Genomic DNA, 15223 nt, shown 5'->3' with positions numbered 1-15223 from the left:
GCTATGTTAAATCGAGAGCTCGAAGTAACCCTCAACCTGGCCTTTAAAGAGGCCCGCAACAAGCGTCATGAATTCATGACGGTTGAGCATCTATTATTAGCCCTGTTAGATAACGAGGCGGCGGCCAGCGTGCTGCGCGCCTGTGGTGCCAGCCTGGACAAGCTGCGTCACGATCTGCTGGAGTTTATCGACTCCACGACTCCGCTTATTCCGGCCCATGATGAAGAACGCGAAACCCAGCCTACGCTCGGGTTTCAGCGAGTCTTGCAGCGCGCGGTATTCCACGTACAAAGCTCTGGCAAGCGCGAAGTCACGGGCGCCAATGTGTTGGTCGCCATTTTCAGCGAGCAAGAGAGCCAGGCCGTGTTCCTGCTCAAGCAGCAGAGCGTTGCCCGCATCGATGTGGTCAACTTCATCGCCCATGGCATCTCCAAGGTGCCGGGCCATGGCGAGCACAGCGAGAGCGAACAGGAGATGCAGGACGAAGACGCAGGCGATTCGCCTATGTCGGGTAATCCGCTCGACTCCTACGCCAGCAACCTCAACGAGGCGGCGCGTCAGGGGCGGATTGATCCGCTGGTCGGTCGCGAGTCCGAAGTCGAGCGTGTCGCGCAGATTCTGGCGCGCCGGCGCAAAAATAATCCGCTGCTGGTCGGTGAGGCCGGAGTGGGCAAGACCGCAATCGCCGAGGGTCTGGCCAAGCGTATTGTCGACGGCATGGTGCCGGACTTGCTTGCAGACAGCGTGGTCTACTCGCTGGATCTGGGCGCGTTGCTGGCGGGCACCAAATACCGTGGCGACTTCGAGAAGCGCCTGAAGGCCTTGCTCAACGAGTTGCGCAAGCGCCCGCATGCGATCCTGTTCATCGACGAAATCCACACCATCATTGGTGCCGGAGCCGCGTCGGGCGGGGTGATGGATGCGTCCAACCTGCTCAAGCCGATGCTTTCGTCTGGCGAGATTCGCTGCATTGGCTCGACCACCTTCCAGGAATTTCGTGGCATCTTCGAGAAGGACAGGGCGCTTGCCCGTCGCTTCCAGAAGGTCGATGTCGTCGAGCCCTCGGTTGAAGATACCATCAGCATTCTCAGAGGCCTCAAGGGGCGCTTTGAGCAGCATCACAGTATCGAGTACAGCGATGAGGCGTTGCGCGCAGCGGCTGAGCTTGCAGCGCGTTATATCAATGACCGTCACATGCCTGACAAAGCCATCGACGTGATTGACGAGGCGGGCGCATTCCAGCGTCTGCAACCCGTCGATAAGCGCGTCAAACGTATCGATGTGGCGCAGGTTGAAGACATTGTTGCGAAAATTGCGCGTATTCCGCCTAAGCATGTCAGCAGCTCCGACAAAGAGCTTCTGCGCAACCTTGAGCGCGACCTCAAGCTGACGGTATTTGGTCAGGATGCAGCCATCGAGTCGCTGTCTACCGCGATCAAGCTGTCACGTGCGGGCCTCAAGGCGCCGGACAAGCCAGTGGGTTCGTTCCTGTTTGCCGGGCCAACAGGTGTCGGCAAGACCGAGGCGGCGCGGCAGTTGTCGAAGTCGCTGGGTGTCGAGCTGATTCGCTTCGATATGTCGGAATACATGGAACGCCATACGGTTTCACGGCTGATTGGTGCGCCGCCTGGCTATGTGGGTTTCGATCAGGGCGGACTGCTCACCGAAGCCATCACCAAGACGCCGCACTGCGTGTTGCTGCTTGATGAGATCGAAAAGGCGCACCCGGAAGTCTTCAACCTGCTGTTGCAGGTGATGGACCACGGCACGCTTACCGACAACAACGGTCGCAAGGCGGATTTCCGTAATGTCATCCTGATCATGACCACCAATGCCGGCGCGGAAACAGCAGCGCGGGCATCGATTGGTTTTACTCATCAGGATCACTCGACCGATGCCATGGAAGTCATCAAGAAGAGCTTCACGCCGGAGTTCCGTAACCGTCTGGATACCATTATCCAGTTTGGCCGCCTCAGCACTGAAGTCATCAAGAGCATCATCGACAAGTTCCTTACCGAGCTGCAGGCTCAACTTGAGGACAAGCGCGTACAGCTCGATGTTTCGGATGCGGCGCGTGGCTGGCTGGCGGAGAAGGGCTATGACGTGACGATGGGCGCCAGGCCGATGGCGCGTTTGATCCAGGACAAGATCAAGCGTCCGCTGGCAGAAGAAATTCTGTTTGGCGAGCTGTCCGAGCATGGCGGCGTGGTGCATGTCGACCTGGTCGATGGCGAACTGACCTTCGAGTTCGAAACCGCAGCCGAAATGGCCTGATAATCAGGTTGTGTAACCGGCGCCGGATGTTGGGCGCCGGTTACAGGCTCATCATTAGTTTGAATCTAACGCCCGTTGCATGCACCGGGCGTTTTTTATTGTGCCAAGAAAATCGAGGGTACGATTTGCAGGCGCCCAATGCGATCGGACGTTATACCAAAACGGAGGATGGTTAACCCGCAGGGTAAACCGTCATGGCGGCCATTGGCTGCCCGGTTTTGATCGCAATTGTGTGTCGAGGCGCGGGTCGGGGATCAAATGCGGACGCTGGCACGTCCATGACGGATTGCCGAGAGAGGCTCGGCTATCCATCCTCCGAATGTTATGGGCATGCAATCGGCATGCGATCGGCGGTTATACGAAAACGGAGGATGGTTAACCCGAAGGGTAAACCGTCATGGCGGCCACCGGCTGCCCGGTTTTGATCGGAATTTTGTGTCGGGGGTGAGACGTGGATCAAATGCGGACGCTGGCACGTCCATGACGGATTGCCGAGAGAGGCTCGGCTATCCATCCTCCGAATGTAATCGGCATGTAATCGGCATGCGATCGGCGGTTATACGAAAACGGAGGATGGTTAACCCGCAGGGTAAACCGTCATGGCGGCCATTGGCTGCCCGGCTTTGATCGAAATTGTGTGTCGAGGCGCGGGCGGGGATCAAGTGCGGACGCTGGCGCGTCCATGACGGATTGCCGAGGGAGGCTCGGCTATCCATCCTCCGAATGTAATCGGCATGTAATCGGCGGTTATACGAAAACGGAGGATGGTTAACCCGTAGGGTAAACCGTCATGGCGGCCATCGGCTGCCCGGCTTTGATCGGAATTTTGTGTCGGGGGTGAGACGTGGATCAAATGCGGACGCTGGCGCGTCCATGACGGATTGCCGAGGGAGGCTTGGCTATCCATCCTCCGAATGTAATCGGCATGTAATCGGCGGTTATACGAAAACGGAGGATGGTTAACCCGAAGGGTAAACCGTCATGGCTGCCGCCGGCTGCCCGTTCTTTTCCTCGCGCACACAAAAACGCCCGGCAAGCCGGGCGTTTTTACTGGTGACTGGCTTAGCGCGCGCGGTATGTAATGCGGCCTTTGCTCAAGTCATAAGGCGTTAGTTCAACGCGTACTTTATCGCCAGTAAGAATGCGGATGTAGTTCTTGCGCATCTTTCCGGAGATGTGCGCGGTTACGACGTGCCCATTTTCCAACTCCACACGAAACATGGTGTTGGGCAGGGTGTCGACGACAGTGCCTTCCATTTCGAAGCTGTCTTCTTTCGACATGCAGTAAAGCCCTCGGTATCCAATGAATGGCCCGGTGCGACTGGCTCCAGGCAAAAGCGGCGTGCATTGTGCCCGAAAATAGGCAGATTCGCCAGTCTCCTCAGTTAAGAGTGATCCAGCGTTGATTAATAAACAGCTCAATGGGCCGGTATTGAGTCTTGTAATTCATTTTTTTGCAGTTTTTGATCCAATAACCCAGGTACAGCGCATGCAGCCCTAATTGCTGAGTCTGATTGATCTGCCACAGGATCGCAAAGCGCCCAAGGCTGCGGCGTTCCTCGCTTGGGTCGTAAAACGTATAAACCGCTGAGAGTCCGTTTGGCAGCACGTCGGTCACGGCAATCGCCACCAGACGACCGTCTTTACGGAATTCGTAAAAGCGCGAGAAGGAAAGTGAGCGCACCAGAAAAGTCGAGAATTGGTCGCGACTCGGCGGGTACATATCGCCGTCGGCGTGACGCTGCTCGATATAGCGGCTGTACAGCGCGTAGTACTCCTCGTTGAAAACCGGCCGCGCGGGTGTGACAACGATGTCTTCGTTGCGCTTGAGAATCTTGCGTTGCTGGCGATTAGGGGTAAAGGTTTCAGCAGGAATACGCGCCGGAACGCACGCCACACAATTTTGGCAGTGCGGGCGATACAGGTGATCGCCGCTGCGGCGAAAGCCCATCTCAGAAAGCTCTGCGTACACCTCGACGTCCATTGGCTGGCTCGGATCGAGGAACAATGTGGTCGCCTGCTCATCTGGCAGGTAACTGCAGGCGTGAGGCTGAGTGGCGTAAAACTTCAATCTGGCCAGCTCGGTCATGGCGGTGTCTCGGGTTAAGCCTTGGTAACAAGTGTATGTCAGGCTGAACGAGTCGACTAGGCGGACCAGTGAGCGTTTGCAGCCTGCTCGAGATGAGTATGCAGCGTACGCGAAAATTGTTCACGGCTGATCGGGCGGGCGCCAAGGCTCTGCAAATGCTGCGTGTGCATCTGGCAGTCAATCATGACGAAACCCCATTGCTGAAGGTGTTGCACCAGCGTCACGAAGCCAACTTTGGAGGCGTTGTCGGCGCGGCTGAACATCGACTCGCCAAAAAACAGCTGGCCCATTGCCAGGCCGTATAAGCCGCCAACCAGTTCATCGTCACGCCAAACCTCAACGCTATGGGCGTAGCCGCGCCGATGCAGTTCGATATAAGCCTGTTGCATGGCGTCGGTGATCCACGTGCCATCGGCATAGGCGCGCGGTTGCGAGCAAGCGTGGATGACGCTGGCGAAGTCCTGATCAAAGGTAACGCGATACACGCCCTGGCGAATAACCTTGGCCAGGCTGCGCGAAACATGAAGTTCTTCGGGGATTAGTACCATGCGCGGATCAGGCGACCACCACAGCAGGGGCTGGCCATCCTGATACCAGGGAAAACAGCCATGTCGATACGCGGCAATCAGGCGTTCGGGGCTCAGGTCGCCGCCAGCGGCCAGCAGGCCGTCGGGTTCACGCAGGGCTTTGTTAAGCGGTGGAAAACTTAATGAGTCACGTTGTAGCCAGGTCAGCATCTAGTTTTCCAGAAGAGGGCAGGGCGCACGTTTGTCGTGCGCCTGCGGGGTTGCTCGATCAGTTGTCGTCGAGGAACTTCTCGACATCAAGTGCGGCCATGCAGCCAGCGCCAGCCGAGGTAATGGCCTGGCGGTATACGTGGTCAGCCACGTCGCCAGCGGCAAATACACCTTCGATGCTGGTGGCGGTGGCGTTGCCTTCGTTGCCGCCCTGGATCAGCAGGTAGCCATCACGCATTTCCAGTTGGCCCTGGAACAGGTCGGTGTTCGGCTTGTGGCCGATGGCAATGAACACGCCGGCCAGCGGCAGATCCTGGGTTTCACCGGTTTCGGTGCTCTTCAGACGTGCGCCGGTTACACCAGTGGCATCGCCCAGCACTTCTTCGAGTGTGGTGTTCCAGTGAATGCGCATGTTGCCGTTAGCGGCCTTGTCGAACAGCTTGTCCTGAAGGATCTTCTCGGAACGCAGTTTGTCGCGGCGGTGGACGAGATGCACTTCCTTGGCGATATTGGACAGGTAAAGGGCTTCTTCAACGGCCGTGTTGCCGCCGCCGATTACCGCTACAACCTGATTGCGGTAGAAGAATCCATCGCAGGTTGCGCAAGCCGAGACGCCTTTGCCCGAGAACGCTTCTTCAGACGGCAGGCCCAGGTACTGCGCGCTGGCGCCTGTGGCGATGATCAGTGCGTCGCAAGTGTAGGTGCCGCTGTCGCCCTTGAGGACGAATGGGCGCTGCTGCAACTCTGCGGTGTTGATGTGGTCGTAGATGATCTCGGTTTCAAAGCGCTCGGCGTGCTTTTGCATGCGCTCCATCAAAGCCGGCCCGGTCAGGCCTTCAACATCGCCCGGCCAGTTGTCGACTTCGGTGGTGGTGGTCAATTGGCCGCCGGGTTGAATACCGGTGATGATGGTGGGTTTGAGGTTGGCACGGGCAGCGTAAACAGCGGCGCTGTAACCAGCAGGGCCCGAACCGAGGATGATCAGGCGCGAATGTTTGACTTCACTCATAAAAGACCTCATAAGCCTTTGTCACAAAAGAAAATGCATGCTCAAATTAAGCAGCACAGAAGATGTTGGTAGTTATGCTACACCGAAGGCCTTTGCTATGGCACGTTGCGCGTAATCTCCATGTACCCTTTGTTCATGGCATCACGCTCGCAAACCCGTACAATAGTCCCCGGCATTACATTTGTCGTTAATTGATCAATCGGCGCCTCTGGTGCAGGAACAAATGCGTTTTGAAGAAATCTAGCCCTACAGTCCAAGCCCCTCTCTGGCGTCAACAGCTGCCTTCCCGTCTCAAGGAAGGGGCATTGATTGCGCTCGGTGCTCTCTGCCTCTACATGTGGATGGCGCTGCTCACCTATGATTCGGCCGATCCGGGCTGGACGCATACCAGCAACGTGCAACAAGTGCACAACGCTGCCGGCCGTGCGGGGGCCTGGTTTGCCGATATTCTGTTTATGGCAATAGGTTACTTCGCGTATCTGTTCCCGTTATTGCTCGGCGTCAAAGCGTGGCAGGTTTTCCGTGCCCGCCACCAGCCCTGGCAGTGGAGCGGCTGGTTGTTTTCGTGGCGTTTGATCGGCCTGATTTTCCTGGTGTTCGCCGGCTCTGCACTGGCCTACATTCATTTTCCTGCGTCGCAAAGCATGCCAGCTTCAGCTGGCGGCGCGCTGGGTGAAACACTCGGTGTGATGGCCGTCGATGGCCTGAACGTGCAGGGCAGCACGCTCTTGCTGATTTCGCTGTTTCTGTTTGGTTTGACGGTGTTCACCGATTTGTCCTGGTTCAAGGTTATGGACATTACCGGCAAGATCACCCTCGACCTGATCGAATTGCTGCAAAACGCCGTGACCCGCTGGTGGGACGCGCGCAGCGAGCGCAAGCAGATGATCGCCCAGCTGCGTGAGGTAGACGAGCCTGTTGCGCCCGCCAAGCCCAAAGCGGCTATCGCCCAGGAACGTCGTGAGCCAATCATGGCCAAAGAGCCGGCGCCTGCGGCCCGCAGCCCTGAGATCCGTCTGCCGGAATCGACTGCTCAGCCAGTGAGTAAACCGGCTGCCAGTGGCGATGCGCGTAAAGCGCCGATTATCACGCCGCTGGATACCATGCCCAAGCCAACCGAGCCGAGCCAACGCGTACAGAAAGAGAAGCAAGCGCCGCTGTTCGTTGATTCGGCGATTGAAGGGACGTTGCCGCCCATCTCCATTCTTGATGTCGCCGAGAAGAAGCAGAAGCAATTCTCGCCGGAGTCGCTTGAGGCCATGTCGCGTTTGCTTGAGGTCAAACTTAAGGAGTTCGGCGTCGAGGTCATCGTTGAGTCGGTGCACCCGGGCCCGGTTATTACCCGTTTCGAGATCCAGCCTGCTGCCGGGGTCAAGGTCAGCCGTATTTCCAATCTGGCCAAAGACCTTGCGCGTTCCATCGCCGTGATCAGCGTGCGGGTGGTTGAAGTCATTCCGGGCAAAACCACAGTCGGCATCGAGATCCCTAACGAAGACCGGCAGATTGTGCGGTTCTCCGAAGTGCTGTCGTCACCTGAATACGACGACTTCAAATCGCCCGTAACCCTGGCGTTGGGGCACGACATTGGCGGTCGTCCGGTTATTACCGATCTGGCGAAAATGCCGCACTTGCTGGTGGCCGGTACAACCGGTTCCGGTAAGTCGGTTGGCGTTAACGCCATGATCCTGTCGATCCTGTTCAAGTCGCAGCCTGAAGATGCGCGACTGATCATGATCGACCCGAAAATGCTTGAATTGTCGATCTACGAAGGCATTCCGCACCTGCTGTGCCCGGTTGTGACCGACATGAAGGAAGCGGCCAACGCCCTGCGTTGGAGCGTTGCCGAGATGGAGCGTCGCTACAAACTGATGGCAGCCATGGGCGTGCGCAACCTTGCCGGCTTCAACCGCAAGGTCAAGGACGGCATCGAAGCCGGTACGCCGCTGACAGACCCGCTGTATCGTCGCCAGAGCATGGATGACGAAGCGCCGCTGCTGAAAACCCTGCCGACCATCGTGGTGGTGGTCGACGAATTTGCCGACATGATGATGATCGTCGGCAAGAAGGTTGAAGAGCTGATCGCGCGTATCGCCCAGAAGGCGCGTGCCGCCGGTATTCACCTGATTCTGGCAACCCAGCGTCCTTCGGTTGACGTTATTACCGGTCTGATCAAGGCCAACATCCCAACGCGTATGGCGTTCCAGGTGTCGAGCAAGATCGACTCGCGGACCATTCTCGACCAAGGCGGCGCCGAGCAATTGCTTGGCCACGGTGACATGCTGTATCTCCCGCCCGGCACGGGTTTGCCGATTCGCGTACACGGCGCGTTCGTCTCCGACGACGAGGTTCACCGCGTGGTCGAGGCATGGAAATTGCGCGGCGCGCCGGATTACATCGAAGAGATTCTCGCCGGTGTTGAAGAGGGTGGCCCGAGCGGCGAAGGCGGCAGCGGGGAAGATGGCGACAACAGTGAAGATGACCCGCTTTATGACGAAGCCGTGCGTTTTGTCACCGAAAGCCGTCGCGCCTCAATCTCGGCCGTGCAACGCAAGCTCAAGATTGGTTACAACCGCGCTGCGCGGATGATCGAATCAATGGAGATGGCCGGTGTCGTAACCTCCATGAGCACCAATGGCTCACGTGAAGTTATCGCACCGTCGCCGGTCCGTGACTAACCCTTTACCGGACTCAAGAATGAGGAGTTCCATGCGCTTGATTCGCACGCTGTTGCTTTCTGCAGTAAGCCTTTGCAGTTTGTCGGCCATGGCCGACGACGCCTCGGTGCAGCGCCTGACCCAGTTGCTCAATCAGGCTCAAACCATTTCCGCGCGTTTTTCCCAGCTGACCCTCGACGGTGGCGGCACTCAGTTGCAGGAAACCGCAGGCGAGTTGTCGCTGAAACGCCCGGGGCTGTTCCGCTGGCACACCGATGCGCCGCAAGAGCAGTTGCTGGTATCTAACGGCACCAAGGTTTGGCTATACGACCCGGATCTTGAACAAGTGACCATTCAGACGCTCGATCAGCGCCTGACGCACACGCCTGCATTGTTGTTGTCGGGTGATGTGTCGAAGATCAGCGAGAACTTCGATATCACCTCGAAAGAGGCGGGTAACGTTGTCGATTTCACCCTGAAGCCAAAAGCCAAGGACAGCCTGTTCGATAACCTGCGCCTGTCGTTCCGCGACAAAGTGCTTAACGACATGCAGCTGGTCGACAGCATTGGTCAGCGCACCAATATTCTGTTTCTGGGCGTGAAGATGAATCCGCCGATCAATGACAGCGAGTTCAACTTCGAGATTCCGCCTGGCGCGGATGTCATCCAAGAGTAAGAGGTTGTAGCCCAGATCCATGGATTTGTTTCGCAAGACCACAGTCGCTCAACCGCTTGCCGCTCGTTTGCGGGCAGCAAGCTTGGATGAGTATGTCGGTCAGGAACATTTGCTGGCACGCGGCAAACCGCTGCGTGAAGCGCTGGAGCAGGGCGCTCTGCACTCGATGATATTCTGGGGGCCGCCTGGCGTGGGTAAAACCACCCTGGCGCGGCTGCTGGCGAAAGTCTCCGACGCGCACTTTGAAACGATCTCTGCGGTACTCTCAGGGGTCAAGGAAATCCGTCAGGCGGTTGAGGTCGCGCAGCAGCACGCCGCGCAATATGGCCGCAAGACTATCCTTTTTGTCGATGAAGTGCATCGCTTCAACAAGTCCCAGCAAGATGCCTTCCTGCCCTATGTTGAAGACGGCACGCTGATATTCATTGGCGCCACAACCGAAAACCCCTCGTTCGAATTGAACAACGCACTGCTTTCGCGGGCGCGGGTTTACGTGCTCAAAAGCCTCGATGAAGCCGCCCTGCGCAAGCTGGTTGACCGCGCCCTGAATGATCCGCGTGGCCTTGCCGAGCGCAAACTGACGGTGCCGGATGACAGCTTCAAAGTGCTGATGGCTGCCGCTGATGGCGATGGCCGGCGCATGCTTAATTTTCTGGAAAACGCCGCCGATCTGGCTGAAGACGACTCGGCCATTTCAGTCGAACTGCTGCAAAATTTGCTCGGTGACACGCAGCGGCGGTTCGACAAAGGCGGCGAAGCCTTTTATGACCAGATATCTGCGCTGCATAAGTCTGTACGCGGCTCTAATCCAGACGGCGCGTTGTATTGGTTTGCGCGTATGCTCGACGGCGGCTGTGATCCGCTGTACATCGCCCGCCGCGTGGTGCGCATGGCCAGTGAGGATATCGGCAATGCCGATCCCCGCGCGTTGAGTCTGTGCCTGGCGGCTTGGGATGTTCAGGAGCGCCTCGGCAGCCCGGAAGGTGAGTTGGCGGTGGCACAAGCCATCACCTACCTTGCGTGCGCACCCAAGAGCAATGCGGTGTATATGGGCTTCAAGAGTGCCATGCGTGATGTGGCCGAAAGCGGCTCGCTGGAAGTCCCGCTGCACTTGCGCAACGCCCCAACCAAACTGATGAAGCAGCTGGGTTATGGCGATGAATACCGCTATGCCCATGATGAGCCAGACGCCTATGCGGCGGGTGAGGATTATTTCCCCGAGGCCCTCGAACCCCGTCAGTATTACCAGCCAGTACCACGCGGCCTGGAGCTTAAAATACGCGACAAGCTCGCGCACTTGGCGGCGCAGGATGCGGCCAGCCCACGCAAACGGAGAGGCTAATGATCAAGATCATGGCGGCGGTCGCTTTTGGCGGAGCAGTGGGCAGTGTCTTGCGCTTTCTCGCCAGTTACTTCGTCGCGGCAAATTGGCCCCGGCACTTTTTTATGGCCACCTTGAGCGTCAATCTGATCGGTTGTTTTCTGATCGGACTGTTCAGCGGCTTGTTTCTTACGCGAACCGATATTCCGCTTGAGCTGCGCACCGGTATTACCGTTGGCTTGCTCGGCGGCCTGACTACATTCTCGTCGTTCAGCCTGGAAACCCTGCGCCTGATTGAGGGCGGTCAAACCGCGATGGCCATGGGTTATTTCATCGCAAGCCTGGCAGGTGGATTGTTCGCCGCGTGGGCCGGCCTTGGCCTGGCGCGAATGTAATCACGGATCCGCGTCTTGTTCGGCGCTGGCCTAACGCTGTAAAAGCGCGCTGTAACGCGGATTAGCTGCAATTTGCTGGGTATATTTGCTCATTCAGGCATTTTTTTCGGCACATGCTTAGCGCTGAGCGCCGCGAACCCTTAAACTTGTCCGCATTCTGTACCATGGCTTTGCCATGCAATTCACACCTTTGTATTGAGAAATCACCATGCTCGACGCCAAACTGGTGCGCACCGAAATTCAAGAAATCGCTCAACGCCTCGCCACACGTGGCTTCACCCTCGATGTAGCGCGTTTCGAAGCCCTTGAATCACAGCGTAAAGATGTGCAAACCCGCACTGAACAACTGCAGGCCGAGCGCAACAGTCGCTCCAAGTCGATTGGTCAGGCCAAGCAGCGCGGCGAAGACATTGCACCCTTGTTGGCAGACGTGGATCGCATGGGCAGCGAACTTGAAGCGGGCAAGCGTGAACTTGACGCGATTCAGGCCGAGCTCGATGCGCTGATGCTCAACCTGCCAAACGTGCCGCACGAATCCGTGCCGGTTGGCGCCGACGAAGACGACAACGTTGAAGTGCGTCGCTGGGGCACGCCCAAGACTTTTGATTTCCCGATTCAGGATCACGTAGCGCTGGGCGAACAGCACGGCTGGCTCGACTTTGAAACCGCCGCCAAGCTTTCTGGCGCACGTTTTGCCCTGTTGCGCGGCCCGATTGCGCGCCTGCATCGCGCGCTCGCACAGTTCATGGTCAACCTGCACACTGGCGAGCACGGCTATGAAGAAGCCTACACGCCTTATCTGGTGCAAGCGCCTGCTCTTCAAGGCACCGGACAGTTGCCGAAGTTTGAAGAAGACCTGTTCAAGATCAGCCGCGAAGGCGAAGCTGACTTCTACCTGATTCCGACGGCTGAAGTGTCGCTGACCAACATCGTCGCCGGTGAAATTCTCGATGCCAAGCAACTGCCGATCAAGTTCGTGGCGCACACGCCTTGTTTCCGCAGTGAAGCCGGTGCATCGGGTCGCGACACTCGCGGCATGATTCGCCAGCATCAGTTCGACAAAGTCGAAATGGTCCAGATCGTCGATCCGGCCACCTCGTATCAGGCGCTTGAAGAGCTGACCGGCCATGCCGAAAAAGTTCTGCAATTGCTCGAACTGCCGTATCGCCTGCTGTCGCTGTGCACAGGGGACATGGGCTTTAGCGCCACCAAGACCTTCGACATCGAAGTTTGGGTACCCAGCCAGGACAAATACCGCGAAATTTCTTCGTGCTCCAACTGTGGCGACTTCCAGGCGCGCCGTATGCAAGCACGTTTCCGTAACCCAGAAACGGGCAAGCCGGAACTGGTGCATACCCTCAACGGTTCCGGTCTGGCAGTAGGCCGTACGCTGGTTGCGGTACTGGAAAACTATCAGCAGGCCGATGGTTCGATCCGTGTACCGGAAGTGCTCAAGCCTTACATGGGCGGTATCGAAGTAATCGGTTAATTGCCCACCTGATCGTTTGCAGCGGCGAAGCGCTTCAGTTTTGCCGCTGTTTACCTGTATTGCGCCGAGGCTGTAATGGAATATCTCCCGCTGTTTCACAAGTTACAGGGCCGCACGGTTCTGGTGGTTGGCGGGGGTGAAGTTGCCCTGCGCAAGGCGCGCCTGCTGGCGGATGCCGGTGCAACGCTGCGCGTGGTCACCCTGACCATTCGTGACGACATGCGCCAGATGCTTGAGTCTGTGCACGGTGAGCTGCGTTTGCGCGGCTATCAGGCAGATGATCTTGAAGGTGTGGTGTTGGTCATCGCAGCAACGGATGACGAGCCGCTGAATCAGCAAATCTCAGAGCAGGCTCAGGCACGCGGCGTTCCGGTTAATGTGGTCGACGCGCCCAAGCTTTGCAGCGTTATCTTCCCGGCGATTGTCGATCGCTCACCGTTGATTGTGGCGGTGTCCAGCGGCGGCGACGCGCCGGTTCTGGCGCGGCTGATGCGTGCCAAGATCGAGACCTGGATTCCTGCTACCTACGGCCATTTAGCCGGGCTTGCCAAGCAGTTTCGTGCGCAAGTCAAAAGCCTTTTCCCTAACGTTCAGCAGCGCCGGGTGTTTTGGGAAGATGTTTTTCAGGGTCAGGTTGCCGAGAGTGTTTTTGCTGGCAAACTGGACGAGGGCAAGCGCCTGCTAGCTGAGAAAATCGCCGGCGCTGCGCCGCGTATGCTCGGTGAGGTGTATCTGGTTGGGGCAGGGCCGGGTGATCCGGACTTACTGACATTCCGCGCCTTGCGCCTGATGCAGCAGGCTGATGTGGTGCTGTACGACCGTTTGGTCGCGCCGGCCATTATCGAGTTGTGCCGCCGCGACGCCGAGCGCATTTATGTCGGTAAGCAGCGCGCAGACCATGCAGTGCCGCAGGATCAAATCAATCAGCGGCTGGTCGCGTTGGCCAAGGAAGGTAAAAGGGTGCTGCGGCTCAAGGGCGGCGATCCGTTTATTTTCGGCCGTGGCGGCGAAGAAATTGAAGAGCTGGCCGCGCACGGCATTCCTTTTCAGGTCGTACCGGGCATTACGGCGGCCAGCGGTTGTGCCGCTTATGCGGGCATTCCACTGACTCATCGCGATTATGCGCAGTCCGTGCGGTTCGTCACCGGACACCTGAAAAATGGCAGCTGTGATTTGCCGTGGCGCGAACTCAGTGCGCCCAGCCAGACGCTGGTGTTCTACATGGGGCTGGTGGGCTTGCCGGTTATTTGCCAGGAACTGATCGCGCATGGTCGTGCGGCTTCGACGCCGGCAGCGTTGATCCAGCAAGGCACCACCCAGACCCAGCGCGTATTCACCGGCACGCTCGCCGATTTGCCGGCATTGGTGGCTGAGCATGAAGTGCATGCGCCAACCTTGGTGATCATCGGTGAAGTGGTGCAGTTGCGCGAAAAACTGGCATGGTTTGAAGGCGCGCAAGCCGAGGTTTGAGCGCCTTCAGCTACAAGCTTTAGCCTGCGTCGACAATGCCTTTGCCGTTAAGCCGATCGCGATTGTGCTCGCGCTGTAAATTAAGCGCGGGCCCTTTGGGAACAATCCCTGTCGGGTTGATTGTCGCGTGGCTGGCGTAGTAGTGATTCTTGATGTGCTCAAGGTTCACGGTCTGGGCAATACCGGGCCATTGATACAATTCCCGCAACCAATTCGACAGATTCGGATAATCCTCAATCCGGCGCAGGTTGCATTTGAAGTGGCCGTAATAGACCGCATCAAAGCGCACAATGGTCGTGAACAGGCGGATATCCGCTTCGGTCAGGTATTCGCCGGTCAGATAGCGCCGCGTTTCGAGCAGCGCTTCTACCGCATCAAGTTCGGCAAACAACTCATCGAAGGCTTCTTCGTAAGCGTCTTGCGTGGTAGCAAAACCTGCGCGGTAAACACCGTTGTTGATTGCCGGATAGATGCGCTCGTTGAGTGCGTCGATCTCGTCCTGTAAGGCCGATGGGTAGAAGTCCAGCGTGTTGCCCGTCAGCCCATTGAAGGCGCTGTTGAACATGCGGATGATTTCAGCAGACTCATTGCTGACGATGCGCTGTTGCTGCTTGTCCCACAGCAACGGCACGGTCACGCGTCCGCTGTAGTTAGGGTCGTCTGCGGTGTAACGCTGATGCAGAAAACTCAGGTCGTCCAGTGCGTCACCGCTTGAGCCGGTTTCGCGGTCAAAGGTCCAGCCATTCTCACGCATCAGCCAGCTCACGGTCGAAACGTCGATCAGTGATTCAAGGCCTTTGAGTTGGCGCATGATCAGGGTGCGATGCGCCCAGGGGCAGGCGAGACAAACGTACAAATGGTAGCGACCGGCTTCAGCGGCGAAACCACTTTCGCCGCTCGGGCCGGCTTCACCGTTGGCGGTAATCCAGTTGCGACGTTTGGCACTTTCACGCTGGAAGCGGCCGTCACCTTTAGTGTCGTACCATTTATCGTGCCATTGGCCTTCAATCAGCAATCCCATCAGCGAGCCTCTGCGTTGTGACTTGATTTACAGTCAGCTTAACCAAAGTTCATCGATGGATGGTTGCAAATATCTGCCTTTAAATATC

Annotated in this window: 12 protein-coding genes; 7 read left to right on the top strand and 5 right to left on the bottom strand. The window is 57.6% G+C overall.

Annotation, left to right across the window (positions count from 1 at the left end; all coding sequences use genetic code 11):
• The first annotated feature begins 3 nt into the window (after positions 1–3).
• The gene (gene clpA / locus PMYSY11_RS11440) at positions 4–2274 is read left to right on the top strand and encodes an ATP-dependent Clp protease ATP-binding subunit ClpA (RefSeq protein WP_069900274.1); all 2271 of its coding nucleotides are present in this window, start codon (positions 4–6) and stop codon (positions 2272–2274) included.
• 1062 nt (positions 2275–3336) lie between these two features.
• Here the strand turns inward: clpA and infA are convergent.
• The 4 genes from infA to trxB all read right to left on the bottom strand — a co-directional run bounded on the left by infA (position 3337) and on the right by trxB (position 6109).
• Positions 3337–3555 carry a translation initiation factor IF-1 gene (gene infA / locus PMYSY11_RS11435; protein WP_002553999.1) on the bottom strand — a complete coding sequence of 73 codons (219 nt, stop codon included), beginning with the start codon at positions 3553–3555 and terminating at the stop codon, positions 3337–3339.
• A 100-nt stretch (positions 3556–3655) separates the two neighbouring features.
• Positions 3656–4363 carry an arginyltransferase gene (locus PMYSY11_RS11430; protein ID WP_150549255.1) on the bottom strand — a complete coding sequence of 236 codons (708 nt, stop codon included), beginning with the start codon at positions 4361–4363 and terminating at the stop codon, positions 3656–3658.
• A gap of 56 nt (positions 4364–4419) precedes the next feature.
• Positions 4420–5100, bottom strand: coding sequence for a leucyl/phenylalanyl-tRNA--protein transferase (aat, locus tag PMYSY11_RS11425; protein ID WP_150549254.1), 681 nt, complete (start codon positions 5098–5100; stop codon positions 4420–4422).
• 58 nt (positions 5101–5158) lie between these two features.
• Positions 5159–6109 carry a thioredoxin-disulfide reductase gene (trxB, locus tag PMYSY11_RS11420; protein ID WP_090511998.1) on the bottom strand — a complete coding sequence of 317 codons (951 nt, stop codon included), beginning with the start codon at positions 6107–6109 and terminating at the stop codon, positions 5159–5161.
• A 230-nt stretch (positions 6110–6339) separates the two neighbouring features.
• Here trxB and ftsK point away from each other — a divergent pair, with 230 nt between their 5' ends.
• The 6 genes from ftsK to cysG all read left to right on the top strand — a co-directional run bounded on the left by ftsK (position 6340) and on the right by cysG (position 14114).
• Positions 6340–8784 (top strand): DNA translocase FtsK, encoded by a 2445-nt coding sequence (ftsK, locus tag PMYSY11_RS11415; protein ID WP_172970687.1) that lies wholly within the window; start codon positions 6340–6342, stop codon positions 8782–8784.
• A 31-nt stretch (positions 8785–8815) separates the two neighbouring features.
• A complete protein-coding gene (gene lolA / locus PMYSY11_RS11410; RefSeq protein WP_069900278.1) occupies positions 8816–9439 on the top strand; it encodes an outer membrane lipoprotein periplasmic chaperone LolA in 624 nt (207 codons plus the stop codon).
• A gap of 19 nt (positions 9440–9458) precedes the next feature.
• A complete protein-coding gene (locus PMYSY11_RS11405; protein ID WP_150549253.1) occupies positions 9459–10781 on the top strand; it encodes a replication-associated recombination protein A in 1323 nt (440 codons plus the stop codon).
• Positions 10781–11155, top strand: a complete 375-nt coding sequence (gene crcB, locus PMYSY11_RS11400; RefSeq protein ID WP_069900280.1) for a fluoride efflux transporter CrcB — start codon at positions 10781–10783, stop codon at positions 11153–11155. The genes PMYSY11_RS11405 and crcB overlap by 1 nt, the downstream gene beginning before the upstream one ends.
• 208 nt (positions 11156–11363) lie before the next feature.
• A complete protein-coding gene (gene serS, locus PMYSY11_RS11395; RefSeq protein WP_069900281.1) occupies positions 11364–12644 on the top strand; it encodes a serine--tRNA ligase in 1281 nt (426 codons plus the stop codon).
• A gap of 75 nt (positions 12645–12719) precedes the next feature.
• On the top strand, positions 12720–14114 hold the full coding sequence (gene cysG, locus PMYSY11_RS11390; RefSeq protein WP_150549252.1) for a siroheme synthase CysG: 1395 nt from the start codon (positions 12720–12722) through the stop codon (positions 14112–14114).
• Between the two features lie 19 nt (positions 14115–14133).
• Here cysG and PMYSY11_RS11385 read toward each other — a convergent pair whose 3' ends face one another.
• Positions 14134–15135 (bottom strand): glutathione S-transferase family protein, encoded by a 1002-nt coding sequence (locus PMYSY11_RS11385; RefSeq protein WP_090511984.1) that lies wholly within the window; start codon positions 15133–15135, stop codon positions 14134–14136.
• Positions 15136–15223 lie beyond the last annotated feature (88 nt).

Origin of the sequence: Pseudomonas marincola (assembly GCF_900682675.2) — a bacterium.
Taxonomy (GTDB): domain Bacteria; phylum Pseudomonadota; class Gammaproteobacteria; order Pseudomonadales; family Pseudomonadaceae; genus Aquipseudomonas; species Aquipseudomonas marincola.
This window is presented reverse-complemented; position numbering and strand designations above follow the sequence as displayed.

What these genes read in the sequence shown, in the direction of transcription:
- clpA (WP_069900274.1), top strand. Translation starts at nt 4, where the DNA reads ATGTTAAATCGAGAGCTCGAAGTAACCCTCAACCTGGCCTTTAAAGAG.
- infA (WP_002553999.1), bottom strand. Translation starts at nt 3,555, where the DNA reads ATGTCGAAAGAAGACAGCTTCGAAATGGAAGGCACTGTCGTCGACACC.
- cysG (WP_150549252.1), top strand. Translation starts at nt 12,720, where the DNA reads ATGGAATATCTCCCGCTGTTTCACAAGTTACAGGGCCGCACGGTTCTG.
- lolA (WP_069900278.1), top strand. Translation starts at nt 8,816, where the DNA reads ATGCGCTTGATTCGCACGCTGTTGCTTTCTGCAGTAAGCCTTTGCAGT.
- PMYSY11_RS11385 (WP_090511984.1), bottom strand. Translation starts at nt 15,135, where the DNA reads ATGGGATTGCTGATTGAAGGCCAATGGCACGATAAATGGTACGACACT.
- crcB (WP_069900280.1), top strand. Translation starts at nt 10,781, where the DNA reads ATGATCAAGATCATGGCGGCGGTCGCTTTTGGCGGAGCAGTGGGCAGT.
- aat (WP_150549254.1), bottom strand. Translation starts at nt 5,100, where the DNA reads ATGCTGACCTGGCTACAACGTGACTCATTAAGTTTTCCACCGCTTAAC.
- PMYSY11_RS11430 (WP_150549255.1), bottom strand. Translation starts at nt 4,363, where the DNA reads ATGACCGAGCTGGCCAGATTGAAGTTTTACGCCACTCAGCCTCACGCC.
- serS (WP_069900281.1), top strand. Translation starts at nt 11,364, where the DNA reads ATGCTCGACGCCAAACTGGTGCGCACCGAAATTCAAGAAATCGCTCAA.
- trxB (WP_090511998.1), bottom strand. Translation starts at nt 6,109, where the DNA reads ATGAGTGAAGTCAAACATTCGCGCCTGATCATCCTCGGTTCGGGCCCT.
- PMYSY11_RS11405 (WP_150549253.1), top strand. Translation starts at nt 9,459, where the DNA reads ATGGATTTGTTTCGCAAGACCACAGTCGCTCAACCGCTTGCCGCTCGT.